The organism is Janthinobacterium sp. SUN073 (assembly GCF_030397665.1).
Taxonomy (GTDB): Bacteria; Pseudomonadota; Gammaproteobacteria; order Burkholderiales; family Burkholderiaceae_D; genus Janthinobacterium.
In genome coordinates this window covers 129,924-149,086 of the sequence record NZ_JAPUBT010000009.1, presented here as the reverse complement: position 1 = coordinate 149,086, position 19,163 = coordinate 129,924, and the positions used below count along the sequence as shown (strand labels likewise).

At 64.4% G+C, this 19,163-nt stretch carries 13 protein-coding genes; 5 read left to right on the top strand and 8 right to left on the bottom strand.

The features are described from left to right. Positions 1–94 precede the first annotated feature (94 nt). Positions 95–469: a hypothetical protein gene (locus tag O0882_RS21950; RefSeq protein WP_289951459.1), complete on the top strand. Its 375-nt coding sequence runs from the start codon at positions 95–97 to the stop codon at positions 467–469. Here the strand turns inward: O0882_RS21950 and O0882_RS21945 are convergent, their stop codons facing one another. Further along, complete coding sequence (locus O0882_RS21945) at positions 470–3,514, bottom strand: CHASE domain-containing protein (protein WP_289951457.1); 3,045 nt, start codon at positions 3,512–3,514, stop codon at positions 470–472. It abuts the gene before it with no gap. A gap of 225 nt (positions 3,515–3,739) precedes the next feature. Here O0882_RS21945 and O0882_RS21940 point away from each other — a divergent pair, with 225 nt between their 5' ends. Then, positions 3,740–4,459, top strand: a complete 720-nt coding sequence (locus tag O0882_RS21940; RefSeq protein ID WP_289951455.1) for an AraC family transcriptional regulator — start codon at positions 3,740–3,742, stop codon at positions 4,457–4,459. On the opposite strand, the gene O0882_RS21935 is transcribed toward O0882_RS21940, so the two are convergent. Then, positions 4,443–5,348: a sterol desaturase family protein gene (locus tag O0882_RS21935; RefSeq protein ID WP_289951453.1), complete on the bottom strand. Its 906-nt coding sequence runs from the start codon at positions 5,346–5,348 to the stop codon at positions 4,443–4,445. The genes O0882_RS21940 and O0882_RS21935 overlap by 17 nt on opposite strands. Before the next feature lie 78 nt (positions 5,349–5,426). Beyond that, positions 5,427–6,152 (bottom strand): 7-cyano-7-deazaguanine synthase QueC, encoded by a 726-nt coding sequence (gene queC / locus O0882_RS21930; RefSeq protein WP_289951452.1) that lies wholly within the window; start codon positions 6,150–6,152, stop codon positions 5,427–5,429. Between the two features lie 223 nt (positions 6,153–6,375). Between queC and O0882_RS21925 the strand changes: the two genes are divergently transcribed. Together O0882_RS21925 and O0882_RS21920 are read left to right on the top strand one after the other, a co-directional pair. After that, complete coding sequence (locus O0882_RS21925) at positions 6,376–8,286, top strand: autotransporter assembly complex family protein (protein WP_289951451.1); 1,911 nt, start codon at positions 6,376–6,378, stop codon at positions 8,284–8,286. After that, positions 8,286–12,710, top strand: a complete 4,425-nt coding sequence (locus O0882_RS21920) for a translocation/assembly module TamB domain-containing protein (protein ID WP_289951446.1) — start codon at positions 8,286–8,288, stop codon at positions 12,708–12,710. Before O0882_RS21925 ends, O0882_RS21920 begins: the two co-directional genes overlap by 1 nt. A gap of 113 nt (positions 12,711–12,823) precedes the next feature. On the opposite strand, the gene O0882_RS21915 is transcribed toward O0882_RS21920, so the two are convergent. Together O0882_RS21915 and O0882_RS21910 are read right to left on the bottom strand one after the other, a co-directional pair. Continuing rightward, entirely contained in the window at positions 12,824–13,063 is a 240-nt protein-coding gene (locus O0882_RS21915) for a hypothetical protein (protein WP_034753464.1), read from the bottom strand. Between the two features lie 240 nt (positions 13,064–13,303). Next, a complete protein-coding gene (locus O0882_RS21910) occupies positions 13,304–15,811 on the bottom strand; it encodes a prolyl oligopeptidase family serine peptidase (protein ID WP_289951444.1) in 2,508 nt (835 codons plus the stop codon). Between the two features lie 189 nt (positions 15,812–16,000). On the opposite strand from O0882_RS21910, the gene O0882_RS21905 reads away from it, so the two are divergent. Beyond that, positions 16,001–16,519 carry a hypothetical protein gene (locus O0882_RS21905; RefSeq protein WP_289951443.1) on the top strand — a complete coding sequence of 173 codons (519 nt, stop codon included), beginning with the start codon at positions 16,001–16,003 and terminating at the stop codon, positions 16,517–16,519. 167 nt (positions 16,520–16,686) lie between these two features. On the opposite strand, the gene O0882_RS21900 is transcribed toward O0882_RS21905, so the two are convergent. The 3 genes from O0882_RS21900 to O0882_RS21890 all read right to left on the bottom strand — a co-directional run bounded on the left by O0882_RS21900 (position 16,687) and on the right by O0882_RS21890 (position 19,163). After that, positions 16,687–17,496: a hypothetical protein gene (locus O0882_RS21900; RefSeq protein WP_289951440.1), complete on the bottom strand. Its 810-nt coding sequence runs from the start codon at positions 17,494–17,496 to the stop codon at positions 16,687–16,689. A 72-nt stretch (positions 17,497–17,568) separates the two neighbouring features. Further along, positions 17,569–18,162, bottom strand: coding sequence for a nucleotidyltransferase family protein (locus O0882_RS21895; protein ID WP_289951438.1), 594 nt, complete (start codon positions 18,160–18,162; stop codon positions 17,569–17,571). Between the two features lie 2 nt (positions 18,163–18,164). Next, the gene (locus tag O0882_RS21890; protein ID WP_289951437.1) at positions 18,165–19,163 is read right to left on the bottom strand and encodes a DUF4424 family protein; all 999 of its coding nucleotides are present in this window, start codon (positions 19,161–19,163) and stop codon (positions 18,165–18,167) included.

Genomic DNA, 19,163 nt, shown 5'->3' with positions numbered 1-19,163 from the left:
AATGACGGCCTGTCGCACGCCGCTGGCGGCCAGCCCGGCGTGCCCCTACAGTGTGATCATGCAACACCCCATCACCCACACATCGAGGCTTACCATGAAAAAACTGCTCACCTTCGTCCTCATCGTCATGCTGGCCTGCCTGTTCCTCGACAAGGTCGGTGGCAGCGACATGCACATGCAGTTCAACGGCGACGATGTCGACGGTCCGCTGGAATGGCTGTTCGGCCTGGTGTTTGCCGGCGGCGGCTTGCTCGTCGCCGCCATGGCGCTGGTGTGCGCCGCCGTCGTCACGGGCGTGGTGCTGGCGGGAGTGGGCGTGGTGCTGATCGCCGTGCTGGCACTCTGCGTGGTGCTGGTGCTGGCGCTGAGCACGCCCGTGCTGCTGCCGCTGCTGATTCCCGTCGCCATCGTCTGGCTGATCGTCAGCCGCAAGCACAAGCAGACACAAGCGCATCAGCACAGCCTGTAATCACTGCGCCATGAACTTGCTGAGCACGCCGTCGCTGCCGCCATCATTCTGTTCGATGCGGTTGCGCCCGCCCCGCTTGGCCCGGTACAGCGCCTCGTCGGCGCGCGCCAGCACGGCGTCGCAATCGGCATCCGTGCCGGCCATGGCGGCCATGCCGATACTCACCGTGATGGTGATCAGGATGCCGCCATCGGTGGTCAGCGAACTTTCCGCCACGCGCCGGCGCAACCGCTCCGCAAACACGGCCGCCGCCGCCAGGTCGGTGCCCGGTAGCAAGATGGCGAATTCTTCGCCGCCCACGCGACCCGGCACATCGACCTTGCGCAGCGCCTGGCACATCAGCGCGCCCAGGTGGCGCAGCACGGTATCGCCCACGGCGTGGCCATACTCGTCGTTGACGCGCTTGAAGTGATCGATATCGAGCATCAACACGCTGGCGCAGCTGGCCAGTTCACGCTGCAGCCGTGCATGCTCGTTTTCCAGTGCCGCCATGAAGTGGCGCCGGTTCGGCAAGCCCGTCAAAAAATCGGTGGTGGCCAGTTGCAGCAATTCCGCGTTCATGCGCTTGCGCTCGGTGATATCGAGCGAGGACACCATGACGAAGTCCAGGCTGTCGGCATGGCCGGGCATCACCAGCAAGCTCAGCTCATTTTGCCGCGCCGCGCCATCGAGACGCAGGAAGCTGCTCTCGCACTCGTACAGGTGGGCGCCGCCAGCCAGCGCCAGCAACGCATCGCCGAAACGGGGCAAGGCGCTGGCATCGAAATTCTGCGCCAGGCCCAGTGCGCCGCGGCGCTGGTCGCTCTCGTTGGCGCGCACCTGCGCCAGCGCGGCGCCGTTCGCATCGATGATGCGCACCAGCCCCGCCAGCCGCTGCAGCGCGTCCGGATTGGCCTGGAAGTGGGCGCCCAGGTCGCGCACGCCCGCTTGTTCGAGCGCATCGAGCGCGGAGCGCACGGCTGACCAGTCCTGTTCCCACAGGGCCACGGGCGCATGGTCGTACAGGCTGCGGAAACGCGCTTCGCCGGCACGCAGGGCCAGCGCCACCTGCGCTTGTTCGATGGCCATGCCGGCCAGGTGCGCCGCCTCGCTCAGCCGCGCCAAATGTGCCGCGCCCGGCAAGGTGGGCTGGCGGTGATACGCCATCAGCACGCCCAGCAACTTGCCCGAGCCGCCACGCACGGGCTCGGCCCAGCACGATTGCAGCTGGGCCCGCCACGCCAGTTCCATCGTCTCTTGCACATTGGCAGCGGCATGCAAGTCGCCCACGATCACGCGCTGGCCGTCGCGCAGTGCTTGCGCGGCGATGCCATGCACGCCCTGCAGGGTGTCGAGGTCATGGCCATGGCTGGACACGTTGAAAAACGCGGGCAAGCTGGGCGCCGCGCCCAGCACCAGGCGGTGGCGATTTTCATCGAGCAACAAGATGCTGCACAGCATGGCGGGATGGTCGGCTTGCACGCTCAGCACCACGCTTTCCAGCACCCGTTCCAGCGGCGCGCCCGTGGCCAGCATTTCCAGCACTTGCCGCCGCGTGTGCTCGCGCCGTTCCATCTGGCTGCGCTCGCTGATGTCGCGGAAGGTCCACAAGCGCGCCTGTTCATTGCCCAGCTGCATGCTGCGCACGTATTGCTCGACCACCCGTCCATCGCGCAGGTGCAGCACATCGCGCCGCTCGCGGTGGCCGTGCGGCGCGTGGGCGCGTGCTCCCAGGAAAGGCGCCGCCTGCTCCAGCTGGCTTTCCACATGGCGTACCAGTGCCGCGCCGTCCGCTTGCCAGTCGAGCGCGTCGGGCACTTGCCACAGGTCGCGGAAGCGCCGGTTCGAGGTGAAGATGCGGCCTGCGATGTTGTCGACCAAAATGCCGTCGATGGTTGAATCGAGGATGCTGCGCAGCATGGCCTGGCTGCGCTGCGCCGCCTCGGCCATCGCCAGCACGCTGGCCTGGCCCTGCTCCAGTTGGTCCGTCAACTGGCTCGAACGCGCCAGCGCCGCCTGGGCGCGGGTGCGGCCCGCCGCCAGCAGCCAGGCCGCCAGCGCCAGCACGATGCTGGCCAGCAAGCCGGTCCAGGCCACCAGGCGGGGCCGCGCCAGCAGCTCGCCATCGAAGCCCGGCATGGCGCGCACGCGCAAGGTCCAGGCATGGCCGGCGATGTTGACCGCCTGCTGCGACACCAGGCTGTCCGACCCGGCCGCCGCCAGCATGTCCGGCACGCTGTCATACATCAGGGCCGCCTCAGCCTGTTGTGTCCCATCATAGATTTCCAGGTCCAGCTGGCGCGCCCCCTCGCCGCCCACGCCCGCCATCAGGTCGACCATGCGGAACGGCGCAAACACCCAGGCGCGCAAGGCGGCGCGGCGCTGCGCCACGCTGGCATGTGGCAAGCCATTCTCATACACGGGCAGCACGACCAGGAAGCCATGCGTCTGGGCACTGCCGCCATCTTGCACCAGCTGGATCTTGCCCGTCATGGCCGCTTGCCCCGTGTCGCGCGCCTGTTCGAGCGCGGCGCGGCGCACGGGTTCCGACCAGATGTCATAGCCGAAGGCCAGCAGGTTGCTTTCGCTTAAAGGTTCCAGATAAGTGATGGGCGCATGCCAGGCGCGCTGGCCCGGCGGACGCACGGCATAGCCGGGATAGCCCTCCGCGCGCACACTCGCTTCGTGCCGCGCCAGCCCGGCACCGGGCAACAGCGGCAGGTAGCCGATGCCGTGGATGCCGGGAAAATGCAGGTCCACCTGCTGCACCGCCAGATAGGCATGGAATTCGCTGCGCGTGACGTCCTGCGAACTGGCATACAGTCCCTGCACGCCGTGCAGCACCTGGATGTAGGTCTGCATGCGCACGACGATGTTGCCCACCAGTTCGCGCACGCGGAAGTCAAAATCGGCCTGCACCTGCTGTTCGCTGGCATCGTGGGCATTGCGCCAGGCGCCATACGTCAGTCCCAGGCACAACGCCAGCACCAGCGCAGCCAGCACGCGCGGCCCCCCCCAGTGCGACACTGACCGAGCAAACCACGACGTGAACGCGCGTGTAGGCATGACAGGCGGACAAGCAGAACGGACATCAAACCGCTACACGGCCAGCAGCATGGCTGGCAGCGGGCTGCACGATTACCATCGGTAGTCGATGAGAATGATAGTACGTTACAGCGGGCGCCCTTGCAATGCTGAATATTGTATTAAAAAAATCACAAATTTCGCAAATGCAATAATGTGTACTTCGGGAAAATTCGATGCCATGACAACCATCCCCCGTCCGCCGGCATGAACGCCCCGCAACCCATCACGCAGGAGTCGCGTTTGCAGCAAGATAGCTGGCAGGGAACACTATGGCTGGCGCCGGACTTTGCCATCTTGCATGGCGCAGCGGGCGCCACGGACAGCCACGCCCATTACGCGCACCAGCTGATGCTGAGCACGGGTGCGCCCTTCACGGCAGAGCTCGACGGCATCGTCCACACGGCGCGGCACTTGCTGATCGAAAGCCTGCGCCCGCACGCCATCGTGGCCGCGCCGGCTTTCATGCTGACCATCTATGCGGAACCGCAGCGCCTGAGCGGACCGGCCTTGCTGGCGGCCGCCAGCAGCGCAGGCGCGCCCAGCCTCGACAGCCTGGCCGCCGCGTTGCAGGCACAGCCGCGCGAGCAGCCGGCCGACGCGCGCGTGCAGCGGGCGCTGGACCAGGTCGACGCGCTGCTGTCGGGCAAAGTCAGCGCGGCCGCCCTGGCCGAAGCGGCGCATGTGTCGCTGAGCCAGCTGGAACGGCTGTTCAGCGCCCAGCTGGGTCTGCCCGTGCGGCGCCTGGTGCTGTGGCGCCGCTTGCGCTTGGCCATCCGTTTCATCTTGCTCGGCAGCACCCTGACGGATGCGGCCCACGGCGCCGGCTTTGCCGATGCCGCGCATTTTTCGCGCACCATGCGCAGCCTGTTCGGCGTGCGCGCCGACCGCAGCTTGCGCCAGTTGCAGGTCACGCTTCTCGACTGAGACCCTGGCGCAAGCCAGCCGGCAGCTCGGGCGCGCGCACGCCCTCTTCCGCGCGGAATGGTTCGATCAATTGCGGCAGGTAGGCCACGGGATAATCGGGACGGCTGCCGATGCCCAGATCCTCGCCCCGCATGCGATAGTCCGGTGCGTCGAAGCAGGTGCCCAGCAAGCGGTCCCAGCAGGTAAAAAACAGGCCGAAATTCACGTCGCCGGCCGTGCCGTATTTCATGTGGTGGAAACGGTGCAGGGGCGCCCAGGCAAACACGTGGCGCAGCGGCCCCATGCGCATGTCGACATTCGCATGCTGCAGCAACAACTGGATCGCCACGGCAAACGCCAGCACGGCCATGACACGCTCCGGGATGCCCAGCAACAACAAGGGCAGCATGCCGCCCACCGCTTCCAGCAGCAGATGCAGCGGATGTTTCATCCAGCCATTCAAACCGTACAGGCGCTGCACGCTGTGGTGCACGGCATGCAGCTTCCACAGAAAATAATAGCGGTGGCTCAGGTAATGCACCAGGGTAATGCCGCAGTCGGCGATGACAATCGCCAGCAGCAATTGCCCCCAGAACGGCAGCTGGACTGGCCAGAACGGCCCCAGCGCCAGATGGCCAGCCAGCAGGGGAAAAGCCGCCAGGCCCGGCAGGTACAGCGCTTCATTGACGAGCGCGTGCAGTACGTCGCGCCAGCCATCGCCGTGCGCATGGTTCCACGCGCCGTCGTACGGCAGATAGCGTTCGGCAAGAAAAGATGTGAGCAGAGCCAGCAGCAGCAAAGGCGGCAAGACCCAGAGAGAGTAGTGGCACACCGCCATCAGGTAACTGGCGGCGCCAATGAAGCCGGCCCAGAAGACGGGGCCGTACAGCGCGGCAAAGAGGGATTTCATGGCAAGGCGCTCCTGTGGCAAAAACCACAGCATGGCTGGTCTCCCCGCCGCGCCGCTTGAAGAAACGGCGCAAACTGCTTATTTGACGGCCTGTTTCGCCGCCTTCCTCGCCGCGTATTGCTGGTAGCCGTTGGCGCGCAGGGCGCAGGCGGGGCAGGTGCCGCAGCCATATCCCCAATCGTGCAATTGCCCCCGCTCGCCCAGGTAGCAGGTGTGCGTGCCGCTGCGGATCAGGTCGACCAGCGGCTGGCCGCCCAGGTCTTCCGCCAGATCCCAGCTTTGCGCCTTGTCCAGCCACATCAGCGGCGTTTCCAGTTTCAAACGCGTATTCATGCCCAGGTTCAGCGCCACTTGCAGGGCCTTCATCGTATCGTCGCGGCAATCCGGGTAGCCGGAAAAATCCGTCTCGCACATGCCGCCGACGAGCACCGTCAAGCCGCGGCGGTAGGCCACGGTGGCAGCCACCGTCATGAACAGCAAATTGCGTCCGGGAACAAAGGTGTTCGGCAAGCCGTTTTCCTGCATGACGATCTCGACGTTCTGCGTCATGGCCGTATCGGAAATGGCGGCAATCAGGGACAGGTCGATCATGTGATCCTGACCCAGGCGGCTGTCCCACTCGGGCGATTGCTGGCGCATCTGTTCGAGCACGCCGGGACGCACGGTCAGCTCGATCGCATGGCGCTGTCCATAGTCAAAGCCGATGGTTTCCACGCGGCTATAGTGCTTCAAGGCCCAGGCCAGGCAGGTGGTGGAATCTTGTCCACCGCTAAAGAGCACCAGTGCGGAGTCCGTTGCTAGCATAATTTCTTTCTTTTCAGTTTTATTCTGTTCCAATAGTGCGCGGGAAAACGTGATTCCCAGCGCAAAAAATACTTATTCGTCCGCCATCAGTTTACCTATTCCGGTAACATGCAGTCAGCATTTACTCATCTGGAGCACCATGTTTTCTGCACGACCCATACGGCATACGGCTGCCGGCAAGGCGATACGACCACGAATTTTGGCACAAGTAGTGACAAAAGTAATGGGGCAACTGACACTGGCGGCCGCCGGCGGTGCCATATTGCTGTTTCCCATCGCCCATGCCGGCGCCCAGGAGGCGACGCAAGATACGGCTCCAGAGAGCGCCAGCGCCACGGAAGCGGCACCCGCGCCACTGCAGTACGAGGTCAAGGTCAACGCGCCCGGCGACCTCGATGAGTTGCTGGAAAAAAACCTGGACCTGGAACGCTTCCGCGGCAACCCGCGCATGGACCGCGAACAATTGCAGCGCCTCGTGCGTGATACGCCTGAGCAAGCCAAGAACCTCGTCGCCACGGCCGGCTACTACACGCCCGTCGTCACGGTGCGCGTCGACACCACGGGCGCCAAACCCGTCGTCATCGTCGACGTCGACCCGGGCGAACCGGTAACCATCGACAAAGTCGAGCTGGAATTGCGCGGCTTCGACCCCACGCCGCCGCTGGCCGCTTCCGAACCCTTCGATACGGAAGGCCTGAAGCGCAGCTGGTCGCTGAAATCGGGCAGCGTGTTCCGCCAGGCCGACTGGGAATCGGCCAAGCGCGCGCTGCTGCGCGAAGTGGTGCAGACGCGCTACCCGCGCGCCCAGCTGGTCGATACGCAAGCCGTGGTCGACCCGGAAACGCACAAGGTATCCTTGCTGGTGGTGCTCGACAGCGGCCCCGAGCTGCGCTTTGGCGAGCTGCGCATCGAAGGCTTGAAGCGCTACGATGCCAGCATCATCCGCAACCTCGACAAGATACGCCCGGGCGACTACTACAGCGAATCGGCGCTGCAATCGTTGCAGGCGCGCCTGCAGGATACGGGCTACTTTGCCAGCGTGGAAGTGAGTGCCGACATGAGCAGCATCCTGGGCGAGCAGATCGAGGCGGGCCAGGAAAGCCAGCAAGCCGAGGCCGCAGGTGCCAGCGCCGGGGCCGCCGCCGAAACCAAGCCTGCCAACCGCGGCCCCGCGCCACTGCTGCCGCTGGTGGTGCGCGTGACGGAAAACAAGCAGCAAAACGTCAGCGCCGGTCTCGGTTTCAGTACGAATACGGGCAATCGCGCCCAGCTCAACTATGACAACCTGAACGTGTGGGGCACGCGCTTCAAGAGCGCCCTCACCATGGAAACGAAAAAACAGGCGGCGCACGCCAATTTTTACTTTCCAACCACCGAGCGCGGCTACAACGATAGCGCGGGCGCTTCGTTCGAGCGCAGCGACATTTCCAATGAAATCACGGCCGTCACGACCATCTCTGCCAAGCGCAACTGGGGCGGCACCAACCTCGAACGCAGCCTGACGTTCGAGTTCCTCAGCGAAGACAAGACCGTCGTGGGCCTGGAACAGACGCGCAGCAAGAGCTTGCCCCTGACCTATGCCATCACCAAGCGCAGCCTCGACAGCCTGCTGTTCCCCACCAGGGGCTATGTCATCAATGCCCAGGTGGGCGGCGCCCTGCTGCCCGTGCTGACGGACGAGCGCTTCGTGCGCGTGGCCGGCAAGGCCGTGTATTACCGTCCGCTGGGTGAAAAGGGCGAGCTGATCGTGCGCGGCGAAATGGGCGCGCTGGGCTCGAAAGAAAAACGCGGCGTGCCGGCCGTCTACCTGTTCCGCGCGGGCGGCGACCAGTCAGTGCGCGGCTATGCCTACCAGGAACTGGGCGTGAAGGAAGGCGACGCCACCATCGGCGGGCGCTACATGCTGACCGGCAGCGCCGAGTACCAGTACTGGTTCAAGCCGAAATGGGCGATTGCCGCCTTCTATGACGCCGGTAACGCGGCCGACACCGTCAAAGCGGCCATGACGCCGAAATCGGGCTACGGCCTGGGCGGGCGCTACAAGAGCCCCGTCGGCCCCATCAATGTCGACGTCGCATATGGCCACGCCGTCCAAGCTTACCGTTTGCACTTTTCTCTGGGATTCACTTTCTGATGTCCGATTTGACTACCGAGGCGCCAAACGCGGCGCCCCAGCCTCCGCAAAAAAAACCGCGCCGGGCGTTGCGTTACCTCTTGATCGCCGTCGCCAGCCTGGCCGTACTGCTGGGCGGCGCCTTCTGGTTCCTGGGCCGCGAATCGACCTTGCAGATGCTGGTGCAAAAAGTGGCCAGCGCCAGCGGTGGCGACATCACAGTGTCGGGCGTGTCCGGCTCGCTGTACAACCGCATGCACCTGGGCCACGTCAGCTACCGCAGCAAGACGCAGCACATCACGGCCGACAACATCGACATCAACTGGTCGCCGTTCCAGTTCTTTTCGGAAGGCATCGCCATCAGCGAACTGCACGTGGCCAGCCTGTCCGTGGCAAGCACGGCACCGTCCGAGGAGCCGTCGACCATGCCGGCCAGCCTGGCCTCGCCCTTTAAAATCGGCATCAGCGACGCGCGCCTGGACAAGGTGACCCTCATCAACGCGGGCGGCAACACGGTGTTTGAAAAAATCCATTTCACCTTGTCGGGCGACAAGTCGCAATGGCAGCTGGAAGACGCCTCGGCGCTGACGCCGTTCGGCCAGGCCACGGCCAGCGCGACGATTGCTGCCACGCAGCCGTTCAAACTGTCAGGCAAGGCGGGCTTGACGCAGCTCAATGCCGCCGCCGGTGAAAAACCCGCCGCCTTGAATCTGCAACTGGGTGGCGACCTGAATGTGCTGAACGTGACAGCCAAGGGCAGCGCGGGCGCGGCCACGGCCGATGCCCAACTGGCGCTGGCGCCGTTCGACCCCGTCATCATCCTGCGCTCGGCCAGCATCCGTGGCCGCAACATCAATCCGGGCAAATTCGACGCGACCTTGCCGCAGGCGGACCTGAGCCTGGAACTCGATGCCGCCATCGACACCCGGCCGACCAAGCAAACCGTGTCGGGCAAGCTGGCCATCCTCAACCACGCCACGCCTGGCCCCATCGACCAGCAAAAGCTGCCGCTGCGCCAGTTCGAAGCGCGCCTGGGCGGCACCCTGACGGCCACGACTTTAGAGTCGGCCATCATCGACTTCGGCAACGCGGGCAAATTCACGGGTAGCGGCAAGCTCAACCGCGACGCCGTCGACGGCCCCATCGGCAACGCGCAACTGACCTTGCATACGGACAAGATCGACTTGCCGCATATTTACAGCAGCATCAACAGCACCAAGATCGTCGGCGACATCGTGCTCGACAGCGATGGCAAGACGCAGACCCTGCGCGCCAAGCTCGGTGAAGCCAAGTTGCGCCTGGACGTGGAAGCCACCCTCGCCGATTCCCTAGTGCAACTGCGCAAGGCCACCTTGCAAGCGGGCAAAAGCAGCGTCAACGCGACGGGCCAGATCAGCCTGAAGGATGAACACTCATTCAAGGCCGTGGCCAACGCCAGCCGTCTCAATCCCGCCGACTTCGGCGCCTTCCCCGTGGCCGACCTGAACCTCGACGTGCGCGCCAATGGCCACGTGGCCCCCCAGTGGTTGGCAAATGCGGACTTCACCGTGCGCCCCAGCAAGCTGCTCGACCAGCCCTTGTCCGGCAAGGGCAAGCTGACGGCCGATGCGGCCCATTTCAGCGGCATCGACGTGCAACTGGCGCTGGGCAAGAATAATCTCACGGCCAAGGGCAACTTTGGCGGCGCCGGCGAAAAACTCAACTGGAATGTCGATGCGCGCCAGCTTTCCGCCCTGCAGAGCGACTTGCTGGGCGCAGTGCAAGCCAGCGGCGTGGTGCAAGGCACGCTGCAGCAGCCACGCACGACGTTCGTTGCCGATGCAAAGGGATTGGGCCTCACCAGCGGCAAGCGTCCCGCGCCGGACAGCGCCATCCACGCCAGCGGCGAAGTGGGCTTGACGGGTCCGAAGAAGGAAGCGGAATTGAAAATGACGGGTTCCTTGCAAAAGATCAACCCGGCCTCCTTTGGGGCGACATTACCCAACGGCAGCGTGAATGCGGACTTTAACGGCAGCGGCCGCCTGACCAGCGACTGGCAAGTGGCCCTGAACCTGGGTTTGCGCGAATCGACCCTGCAAAACGCGCCGCTGGCCGGTTACGCCAAGTTGTCGGCCAACGCAAAACGCATCGACAGCGTGGATGCGGAATTGCGCCTGGGGCCGAACAGTCTGCTGGCCAAGGGCGCGCTGGGCGGCGCCACCGACAAGCTGACGTGGAAACTCGATGCGCCGCAACTGTCGACGCTCGGTCCCCGCTTTGCCGGCGTGCTGCATGCCTCCGGCTCCGTCAGCGGCAAGATGGACGCGCCGGCCGCGCAACTGAGCCTCGATGGCAAGGATCTGACCTTCTTTGGCGACCAGCAATTGAAAGCCGTCAAAGGCAGCGCCAGCGTGGGCGCCGGCCAGGGTGCGCTCGACCCCATGATCAGCAGCCTGGACATCACGGGCTACAGCACGCCCACCTTCAAGCTGGCCAGCGCCCAGCTGGGCACGACGGGCACGCGCGGCAGCCATACGCTCAGTGTGACGGCGCGCAATGACGATTTCGATGCCAGCGTGCAAATCCGTGGCAGCCAGAGCGGTGCCGGCTGGACGGGAACGATCGACAGCCTGCAAAACAAGGGCCGCTATGCGCTGGTGCTGCAAGCGCCCGTGCCCGTGAAAGTGGCCGGTCCCGCCGGCAGCGGCGTGGCGGGCCTGGGCCAGCCCGAACAGATCAGCGTGGGCAACACCGTCATCAAATTGCCGGCAGGCAGTATCACCATGCAAAGCCTGGTCAAGAACGGCCCCCGCTGGAGCAGTTCCGGCCAGGCGGCCGGCGTGGCGCTGACCTATCTGGCGCAAGTGATTCCCTCGCTGCAGGCGAATGCGCGCAGCGACCTGACCCTGGGCGCGCAATGGTCGCTCGATATGCAAGTGCCGACTGCCAAGCAAAAAGACCCGTCTTTGGCCGGCATGCTCCACATCTACCGCGAAAAAGGCGACGTAACGGTGGGCGTGGAACAGCCGCTGGCGCTGGGCTTGCGCACCTTCGATGCCCGCGTGGATGTCGCCAACCAGCAGCTGCGCCTGGCCGTGAAACTCGATGGCGCGCGCGCGGGCCAGAGCGATATCAATGCCACCGTGCAAATGCTGAACGGGCGTATCGGCAACGACAGCGCCCTCTCGCTGACGGGCACCACCAGCATCGATACACTGGCCTGGCTGGCGCCGCTGACGGGCCAGCCAGGCCTGGAGCTGGGTGGCGCCTTGAAAGTGGCCCTGTCCGGCAGCGGCACCATCGGCGCGCCGCAATTGAATGGCGACATCAACGGCAGCAAGCTGCTGGTGAACTGGGCCGACCAGGGCTTGAAATTGCGCAATGGCGTGCTGCAAGCCAAGCTGGCCGGCGATCAGCTGCAACTGCAGCGCCTGAGCTTTGACGGCGGCGACGGCAAGGTGCAGGCAGATGGCTGGGTACGCTTTGCGAATGGCGAAGCGAGCCTGGAACTGAAACTGATGGCCGACCGCCTGCAAGCGCTGTCGCGCCCCGACCGCACCTTGATCCTGTCGGGCAATAGCACCCTGGTACGCAACGACAAGCGCTTCAGCTTCGAGGGCAAGTTCAAGGCCAACCGCGCGTTGATCGAACTGGCGCCGCAAGATACCCCGACGCAAAGCAGCGACGTGGTGGTGCTGGGCAAGGAAGTCAAGGGCGGCAAGGAAGCGCCTTCGCTGCCCCTGAATATCGACCTGGAATTTGACCTGGGCAATGCCTTCCACCTGCGCGGCATGGGACTCGACGCCGACCTGGCCGGCAATGTGCGCGCCAGAGTCATCAACCGCGCCGCACCGCGCGTGACGGGCAGCATCAAAGTCACCAACGGCCAATACGCGGCCTACGGGCAGAAGCTGTCGATCGAACGGGGCTTGATCGCCTTCACGGGCGCCTACGACAACCCGTCGCTGAACATCCTGGCAGTGCGCAAGCGTCCCGAGGGCGAAGCCTTGTCGGAAACGAATGTGGAAGCGGGCGTGGAAGTGCGCGGCACGGCGCAGGCGCCGACGGCCAAGCTGGTGTCCACGCCGAGCGTGTCAGACAGCGACAAGCTGGCCTGGCTGATCCTCGGCCACGGCGCGGAAACGGCGGCCGGCGATGAAATGGCCCTGCTGACGACGGCCGCAGGCGCCCTCTTCGGCGGCTCCGGCGGCGGCTTGCAGGGCAAGCTGGCCAGTTCGCTGGGACTCGACGAAGTGGGCCTGTCGCAGGCGCAAGGGCTGGAAAGCACGGTCGTCACCGTCGGCAAGCGCCTGTCGTCGCGCGCCTACCTGACGTTCGAGCAAGGCACCAGCACGGCGACAAGCCTGGTGAAACTGCGCTACAAATTGAATCGCCGCATCACCCTGCAATTCCAGACCGGCACCAACAATGCGCTGGACGTGTTGTACACATGGGCGTTTGATTAGAGTGGCGGCCAACAATGTTGTCGGATTACGCGTGGCGTTGCCGCGCTAATCCGACACTACAGAAACAACAAAGGGCGCCTCGGCGCCCTTTTCTTTGCTCTACCGCAAACGGCTTACTCGGCCACGTCGAGCCCCCGCTCTATCATGCCTTCGACGTAGGCGCGCAGATATTGCTCCAGCGCGGGGCCGGACAGCACGTTGGCCGTCAGCGCGCCGTGCGGCGAGCCTTTCAGCACGCCATCGTGGTACACGCGCGCAATCCAGGCCACGTCCGCGCCCTGGGTGTAATCGAGTTCATAGTCAAACGATTCTCCGCTGACTTTGCGTGTGTAGACTTCCTTGACAATTGCCATCTGAAACAGCCTTTCTTGACGAGATTAGGATGCGGGTGCGGCACGGGATCGTCCTGCGGCACCGGGTGCACGGGCCCCGGATGGTGCCCGGGCGCTTCTTGCGGCTCCGGCGCCGGCATGGGTTCATCGACAGGCGCCGGGTCGGGCGCGCGGTGGGCGTGGATGACGGACATGGCTGGCCTCCCTGCAGACAAAAGAAGACCATACCACGAGATATGCGCCACCTGCCCTGCGCACCCCTTATTTCGCTGCCGGCTTGACGTCGGCGGCCGGCGGCGCGGCGTTCTTCACATATTTCTCCAGCCAGTTGTTGCTTTCATACAGCATCTGCATGATCGATTCGCGCGCGCGGTAGCCATGGCTCTCGTTCGGCAGCATCACCAGGCGCGCCGTGCCGCCCAGTCCCTTGACGGCCTGGAACATGCGCTCGCTCTGAATGGGGAAAGTGCCCGAGTTGTTGTCCTGCTCGCCATGGATCATCAGCAACGCATCCTTGATCTTGTCCGCATAGTTGAACGGCGACATGGCCTGGTAGACGGCGGGCGCCTGCCAGAACGAGCGCTCTTCCGCCTGGAAGCCGAACGGCGTCAGGGTGCGGTTGTAGGCGCCGCTGCGGGCGATGCCGGCGCGGAACAGCCGCGTGTGCGCCAGCAAGTTGCCCGTCATGAAGGCGCCATACGAGTGGCCGCCGATGGCGATGCGGTTGCGGTCGGACACGCCACGGCGCACCACTTCTTCGACGGCCGCTTCGGCATCGGCCACCAGCTGCGGCAGATAGGTATCGTTCGGTTCCTGCTCGCCGTTGCCGACGATGGGGAAGGAAGGATTGTCGAGCACGGCGTAGCCCATGGACAGGAAGGCGGCCGGGCCCCAGTAGCTGACGGCATTGAATTTGTACGGCGAGCCCTTGGTCTGGCTGGCGGCGCTGGCCGTCTTGAATTCCTGCGGATACGCCCACATCAGGGTCGGCAGCGGACCGTCGCGCTTGACGTCGTAGTTCGGCGGCAGCATCAGGGTGGCCGTCAAGTCCACGCCATCGGCGCGCTTGTAGCGGATCAGCTCTTTCTGCACGTCCTTCAATTGCGGCAGCGGATGGGGGAAGTGCGTGAGGGCCGTCAATTGCGCGGCACCCTGCTGTTTCAGGTTGCGTACATAGTAATTCGGCTGCTCGGTGGGCGATTCGCGCGTCGACAGCAGCCGGCTGCCGTCCTCGTCCAGCACGGCCACCACGTTTTCATAGTACGGCGCGGCGCTCTGGAACAGGCGCTCCTTCTGTTTCGTCGCCAGGTTCAAACGGTCGATGAAGGGACGGTCGCCGTCCTTCGAAGCGCCCTGGCCGTCGAGCAGGATGGAACCATCTGCGGCGATGAGCAAACGCGGCAAGCCGGCCGCGTCGGCGCGCATGACGGGCTGGCCCGGATCGTTGTAGCGGTCTTCGAAGGAGCCGGCGTACACGAGGTCGCCAGGCGTGCCCGCCACGGCGGACGGCTGGTCCGGCTGGATGCGCCACTGCTTGACGGCGCGCGTCTTGTACCATGCTTCGCTGAGCAGGGCCAGGTCGCCGCGGCCCCAGGCCACGCCCGCGTAGCGCGAGCCCAGCCTGGCCAGCACGGCCGGCTTGGCAGTGAACGGCGCCGCCTGCGTGTAGACGATGTCGCGGATCTCCGCCGTCTTGGCCGGATCGCCGCCGTCCTGCGCTTCAGCCCACACCAGGGTGGCGGGCGCATCGACGCGCCAGCTGACGGAGCGTACGCCGGCGGACACGGCGTCATTGCCTGGCGGCAGCCCTTCCTCCAGCGGCAGTGCCGCCACCGCGTGCTCCACCTTGCCATTCAGGTCGCGTACGTCGATCTTGTGGGCAAAGTCATGCGCCGGGACGATGTACGAATACGGACGCACGATGCTGGTCGTCAACAGGTGCTTGCCATCGGGCGAGGCCGACACGCGCGAGAACTGGCCCGGCGGGCCCACCAGGCGCTGCTTGCCCGCCACGTCCAGCAAGGCCAGCTGGACGGTGATGTAGTGTTCGAACAGCTGCGCATCCTGTTCGTTCTTCAACAGGTCGGGATAGGTGCGCAATTGCTTGACGCCGCCGCCCGGCACGCTATCCTGGATGGACGGACCCGTCGGGATGCCGCTCGCCACGGGTGCCCCACCCAGCTTGGCCGGCTTCAGCTGCACCAGCAGGGTCTTGCTGTCCGGCATCCAGGAAAAGCCACGGCCATACACGGTCGACAGGGGCGCGCTGGCCAGCTTGCGCGCCGCTTTCGTCTGCACGTCGAGCAGCCACAATTGCACGCCCGCATCCTTCACGCCCTTGGCGGGATCGGCATAGGCGACATGCGTAAACGCCAGGTAGCGCTGGTCGGGCGACCAGGCCAGGTCGGCGATGCGGGGCGAGGCAGGCAAGCCGCTGACCTTGATTTCCTTCTGCGTATCGATGTCGAGTAAACCCAGTCCCGTGTAGAAGCTGAAGCGGCTGGCCGAATAGGTGCGCGGATTGATGCGCAAACCCGCCAGCTTCAGTTCCGGCTGCGCCACTTCGCTAATGCCGGGCAAGGATGGCGTGGGCAGCACGGCCGCCAGGTTGCGTTTCGGGCTCAGGCTCAGGGTCGGCGCGCGCGGCGCATCGACGATGGCTTGCAGGGGCGCTGGCGGGGCTTGATAAGCGCTATCTTGCGCCATGGCCAGGGAAGATGAGGCCAACAGGCCGACAGTGATGGGCAGCAAAGGCAAACGAGTAGACATGAAACTCCAGTGTATGAAGGTGGCGACAACAAGCAAGCGCACCGCACCGCTCATGGCGGCGCATTGTGACAAGGCATAGTGCGTTCATGCCATGTAAATGTCAACCAGCAACTTTTACCGTTTGACAAGCATCGTCGCCCGTCCCCATCTCGCTTACAATCGCTGTTTTACCCGCACCCGATTGCCTACATGGAAACCACCACCCTCGCCCTGCTGTTACTGGTCCCGCTGCTGGTCTGGCGCATTTATTCGCGCCTGAAGAAACTGGTGGCGCGCCAGAAATCGCAGCTGTGGCGCCACTGGAGCGTGGCGATCGCGTTTCCCGCGCTGCTGCTGTTCCTGGCGACGACGACCAAATTCGACGTCCTGCCCCTGTCCAGCCTGGGCGCGGCCGCGCTGGCCGGTGGCTGGCTGGGCGTACTGGGCTTGAAGCTGACGCGCTTCGAGCAAGTAGGAAAAGATTTCTTTTTTACCCAGCACCGCTACCTGGGCCTGACCATCACGATGCTGTTCATCGCCCGATTGCTGTACCGTGGCATGGAAATCTACCTGAACACGCGCCAGGACGTGCCTGTGCCGCCGCCGCCGTTCGGCCAAAGCCCGCTGACCATGGCCGCCTATGGCCTGGTCATCGGCTACTACGCCATGTATGCGTGGGGCTTGCTGCGCTGGCGCCAGCGCAACAAACCCTTGGAAGCTGCCGAGTAAGAGCCTCTCCCAGTAGATGAATACATCCCCTGCTGGCGCCCCTCAGAAGCGGGGACGGCGTTGATCGTCGTCGCGTGGCTCGCCACGCGTCCTCCTCACGCCTTGTCCGCGCTCCTGATGAACTGCCAGCAGAAGACGCTCCCTACTGGGATAGGCTCTAAGCCAGGTCAGTAGTACTGGCACAGGCCGGTACACGTCGTCACCGCCAGTGCCTGACGTATCGTCGCCAGCGCCGGCGCCAGGGCGGGATCGAGATCCTGGTCCGCCTGCGCAAGACTGCCCAGCAAACGCTCGCGCAACGGCGGCGCCATCAACGCCACATTGGCCGTGGCGTGCTGCGCCGCCGCTTCCAGCATCCGTTTCTTTTGCGCCACGCTCCAGAACGGCACTTGTACGAACTGCACCACGCCCACATACATGGTGGTCGAACCCTTGCTGAAGGCACGCGCGCGCAGGCGCTCGGTTCCGCTCACCGCATCCGCTGGCTGGGCACTGAATTCCTGCTCCATCAGCGCTATCAAATGACCATGGCAATGCATGCCAAAGGCAAAAAAGGTACTCATTTCATCGCCATAATTGGCCAGGTTCTGCGTTACCTGGTCATTGCGCGCCTGCTGCAATTCGGCTCCGGACAGCGGCAGCGGCCGCTCGCGGCCAAACGTGTAGTACGCCTTGCCGATGTTGGTTGCCCGCTCGCACAGGGCCACGCTCTGGTTGATGTCCTGCAACGCCGCGACGGGCGCCCGGAACAGGCCCGGCGCATCGGTAATCTGGGCAATCAACGCTGCCACTTCAGGGTCGCCCAGGCGCGGCAAGCCGCTTTGCAGCGTCGCCTTGGCCATCAGCGCTTCCAGGCGCGCGCTGGCTTGCTGGAAATCGGTATAACTGTCGGCCCAGGCGGCGGGCGCCACAAGGGCGGAGGAAAGGCAGAACAGGCGGCCGAGGCGGCGCAGCGGCATGGAAATCAAGAAGGACATGGGATCAGGAAAACACTATTGGAAAATTGGCAATTATAGCCAATTTGTATCCACAGTGCATTTAATTGTGTTTTATGCCACATTTACCTGGGCGATGATGGTGACGCGCGGCCAGCGCGCCGCATAGTCCTTGCTGGCCAGGCGCTGCGCATAGCCGCCTTCGCTGATACGCACCGGGTTGCGCCGCACCACCATATTGAACAGGTCATCGAGGCCATGCGGCGCAACGATGCCGATCTCGCCGTCAGGCTGCAGCCAGATGCCAACCGAGGTGGCAAATTCGGGCCAGGAAGCGATGGCGTCGTCGAGCGACAGCAAGGGCGGCACGGCGTAGCCAAACTCAGCTTCGAACCACAGGTGCACCCGGGCCTGGTTGCATACCTCCCACGGCACGCTGGGCAGCACCGTTTCCAGGCGCTGGCGCAGCTGCACCTCGCTTTCCGCAAGCAAATCGTGCGCGTCGAAATACGCCACGTCGACGTCGTTCAATGCGGACGGTTGTGAGTAAGCATGCAAGGCATCCCACACCAGGTTGCGCACGGCGCCGGCACCGATGCAGCAGTGGGGCAAGCCCAGCTGCGCCACTGCGTGCAGCGCTTGCATGCACCACGGCGTGGCACGGGCGATGGCGCGCAGGCGCGCGGCCAGCGCTTCCTGCGTACTCATTCCTATGGCCGGATCTGCGGCGCCACGCCGTCGTGGCTGACCGTGCCCTCGACATTGCCGAAGTACACGTCCAGATCCTGCTTCGGGTGGAAGTTGCGCAGCTTGACTTGCAAGGTGGTGGGGTTGATCTTGGTGAACGTGCCGGGGAAGCACAGGCTGACCAGCTCGTCAGGCTTGCCCTTGATCAGGTTCAAGGTAAAGTCTTCGATGCCATTCTTCCAGGTGTTACCCGTCGTCAAAATGTATGACACCCACACGGCATTGACGAAGCCGCTTTCGCCCTGCTGGGCCGCAAGACGGTTCCACGTCTTGTAAAAGGCCTTGTCGCCGCAGTATTTCTTTTCAAATGTATTGCCATCGCCCAGGTAGGAGGCGCCGGGGCCGGCCGCGACGAACGGCGCATATTGATGGCGCACGCGCACGACTTTACCGGCGGGGAATTTCTGCTGCCACAGATAGAGGACTTTCACGGTCCATGCCGGCACCCACTCCTCGTCGTACAGCTGGGCCAGCAGACCCTCCTTGATCATGATCTTGCTTTGCGCGGCCGTCAGCGGCGCCACCTTTTTGTCGAACGGCGTGTGCGAAGGGAAATAGGCAATTTGCGCATCGGACAAGCCCAACTGGCGCAAGCGGGCCGTCACATCGTTGCTGTCGAGCTTGGCCACAAACGTGGTTTTATAGCCCTTGCGCTTGCCATCCACGTCGACAGTAAACTGCTGCGGCTGGCCGTAATACGTGGGTGAGCCATGGTAGCCGGCCGCGTATTCTGGCAGGGGGAAGAAGATCGTCTCTTCCACATCCTTGGCCGATTCATTGAGGAATTCGTACTCGACCTTGATCAAGTCCGTGCTCACGCTGAGCACTTCCTTTTTCATGGCAACAGCGTCCGTCTTGCCGAACAGGATGCCGCCCGCACTGACGGAACCGATGCCGTCGTTAGCCACGGCCGTCCCGGCCAATGCCAGCGACAGGGCCGCGGCCAGAACCAGCTTGCGCAC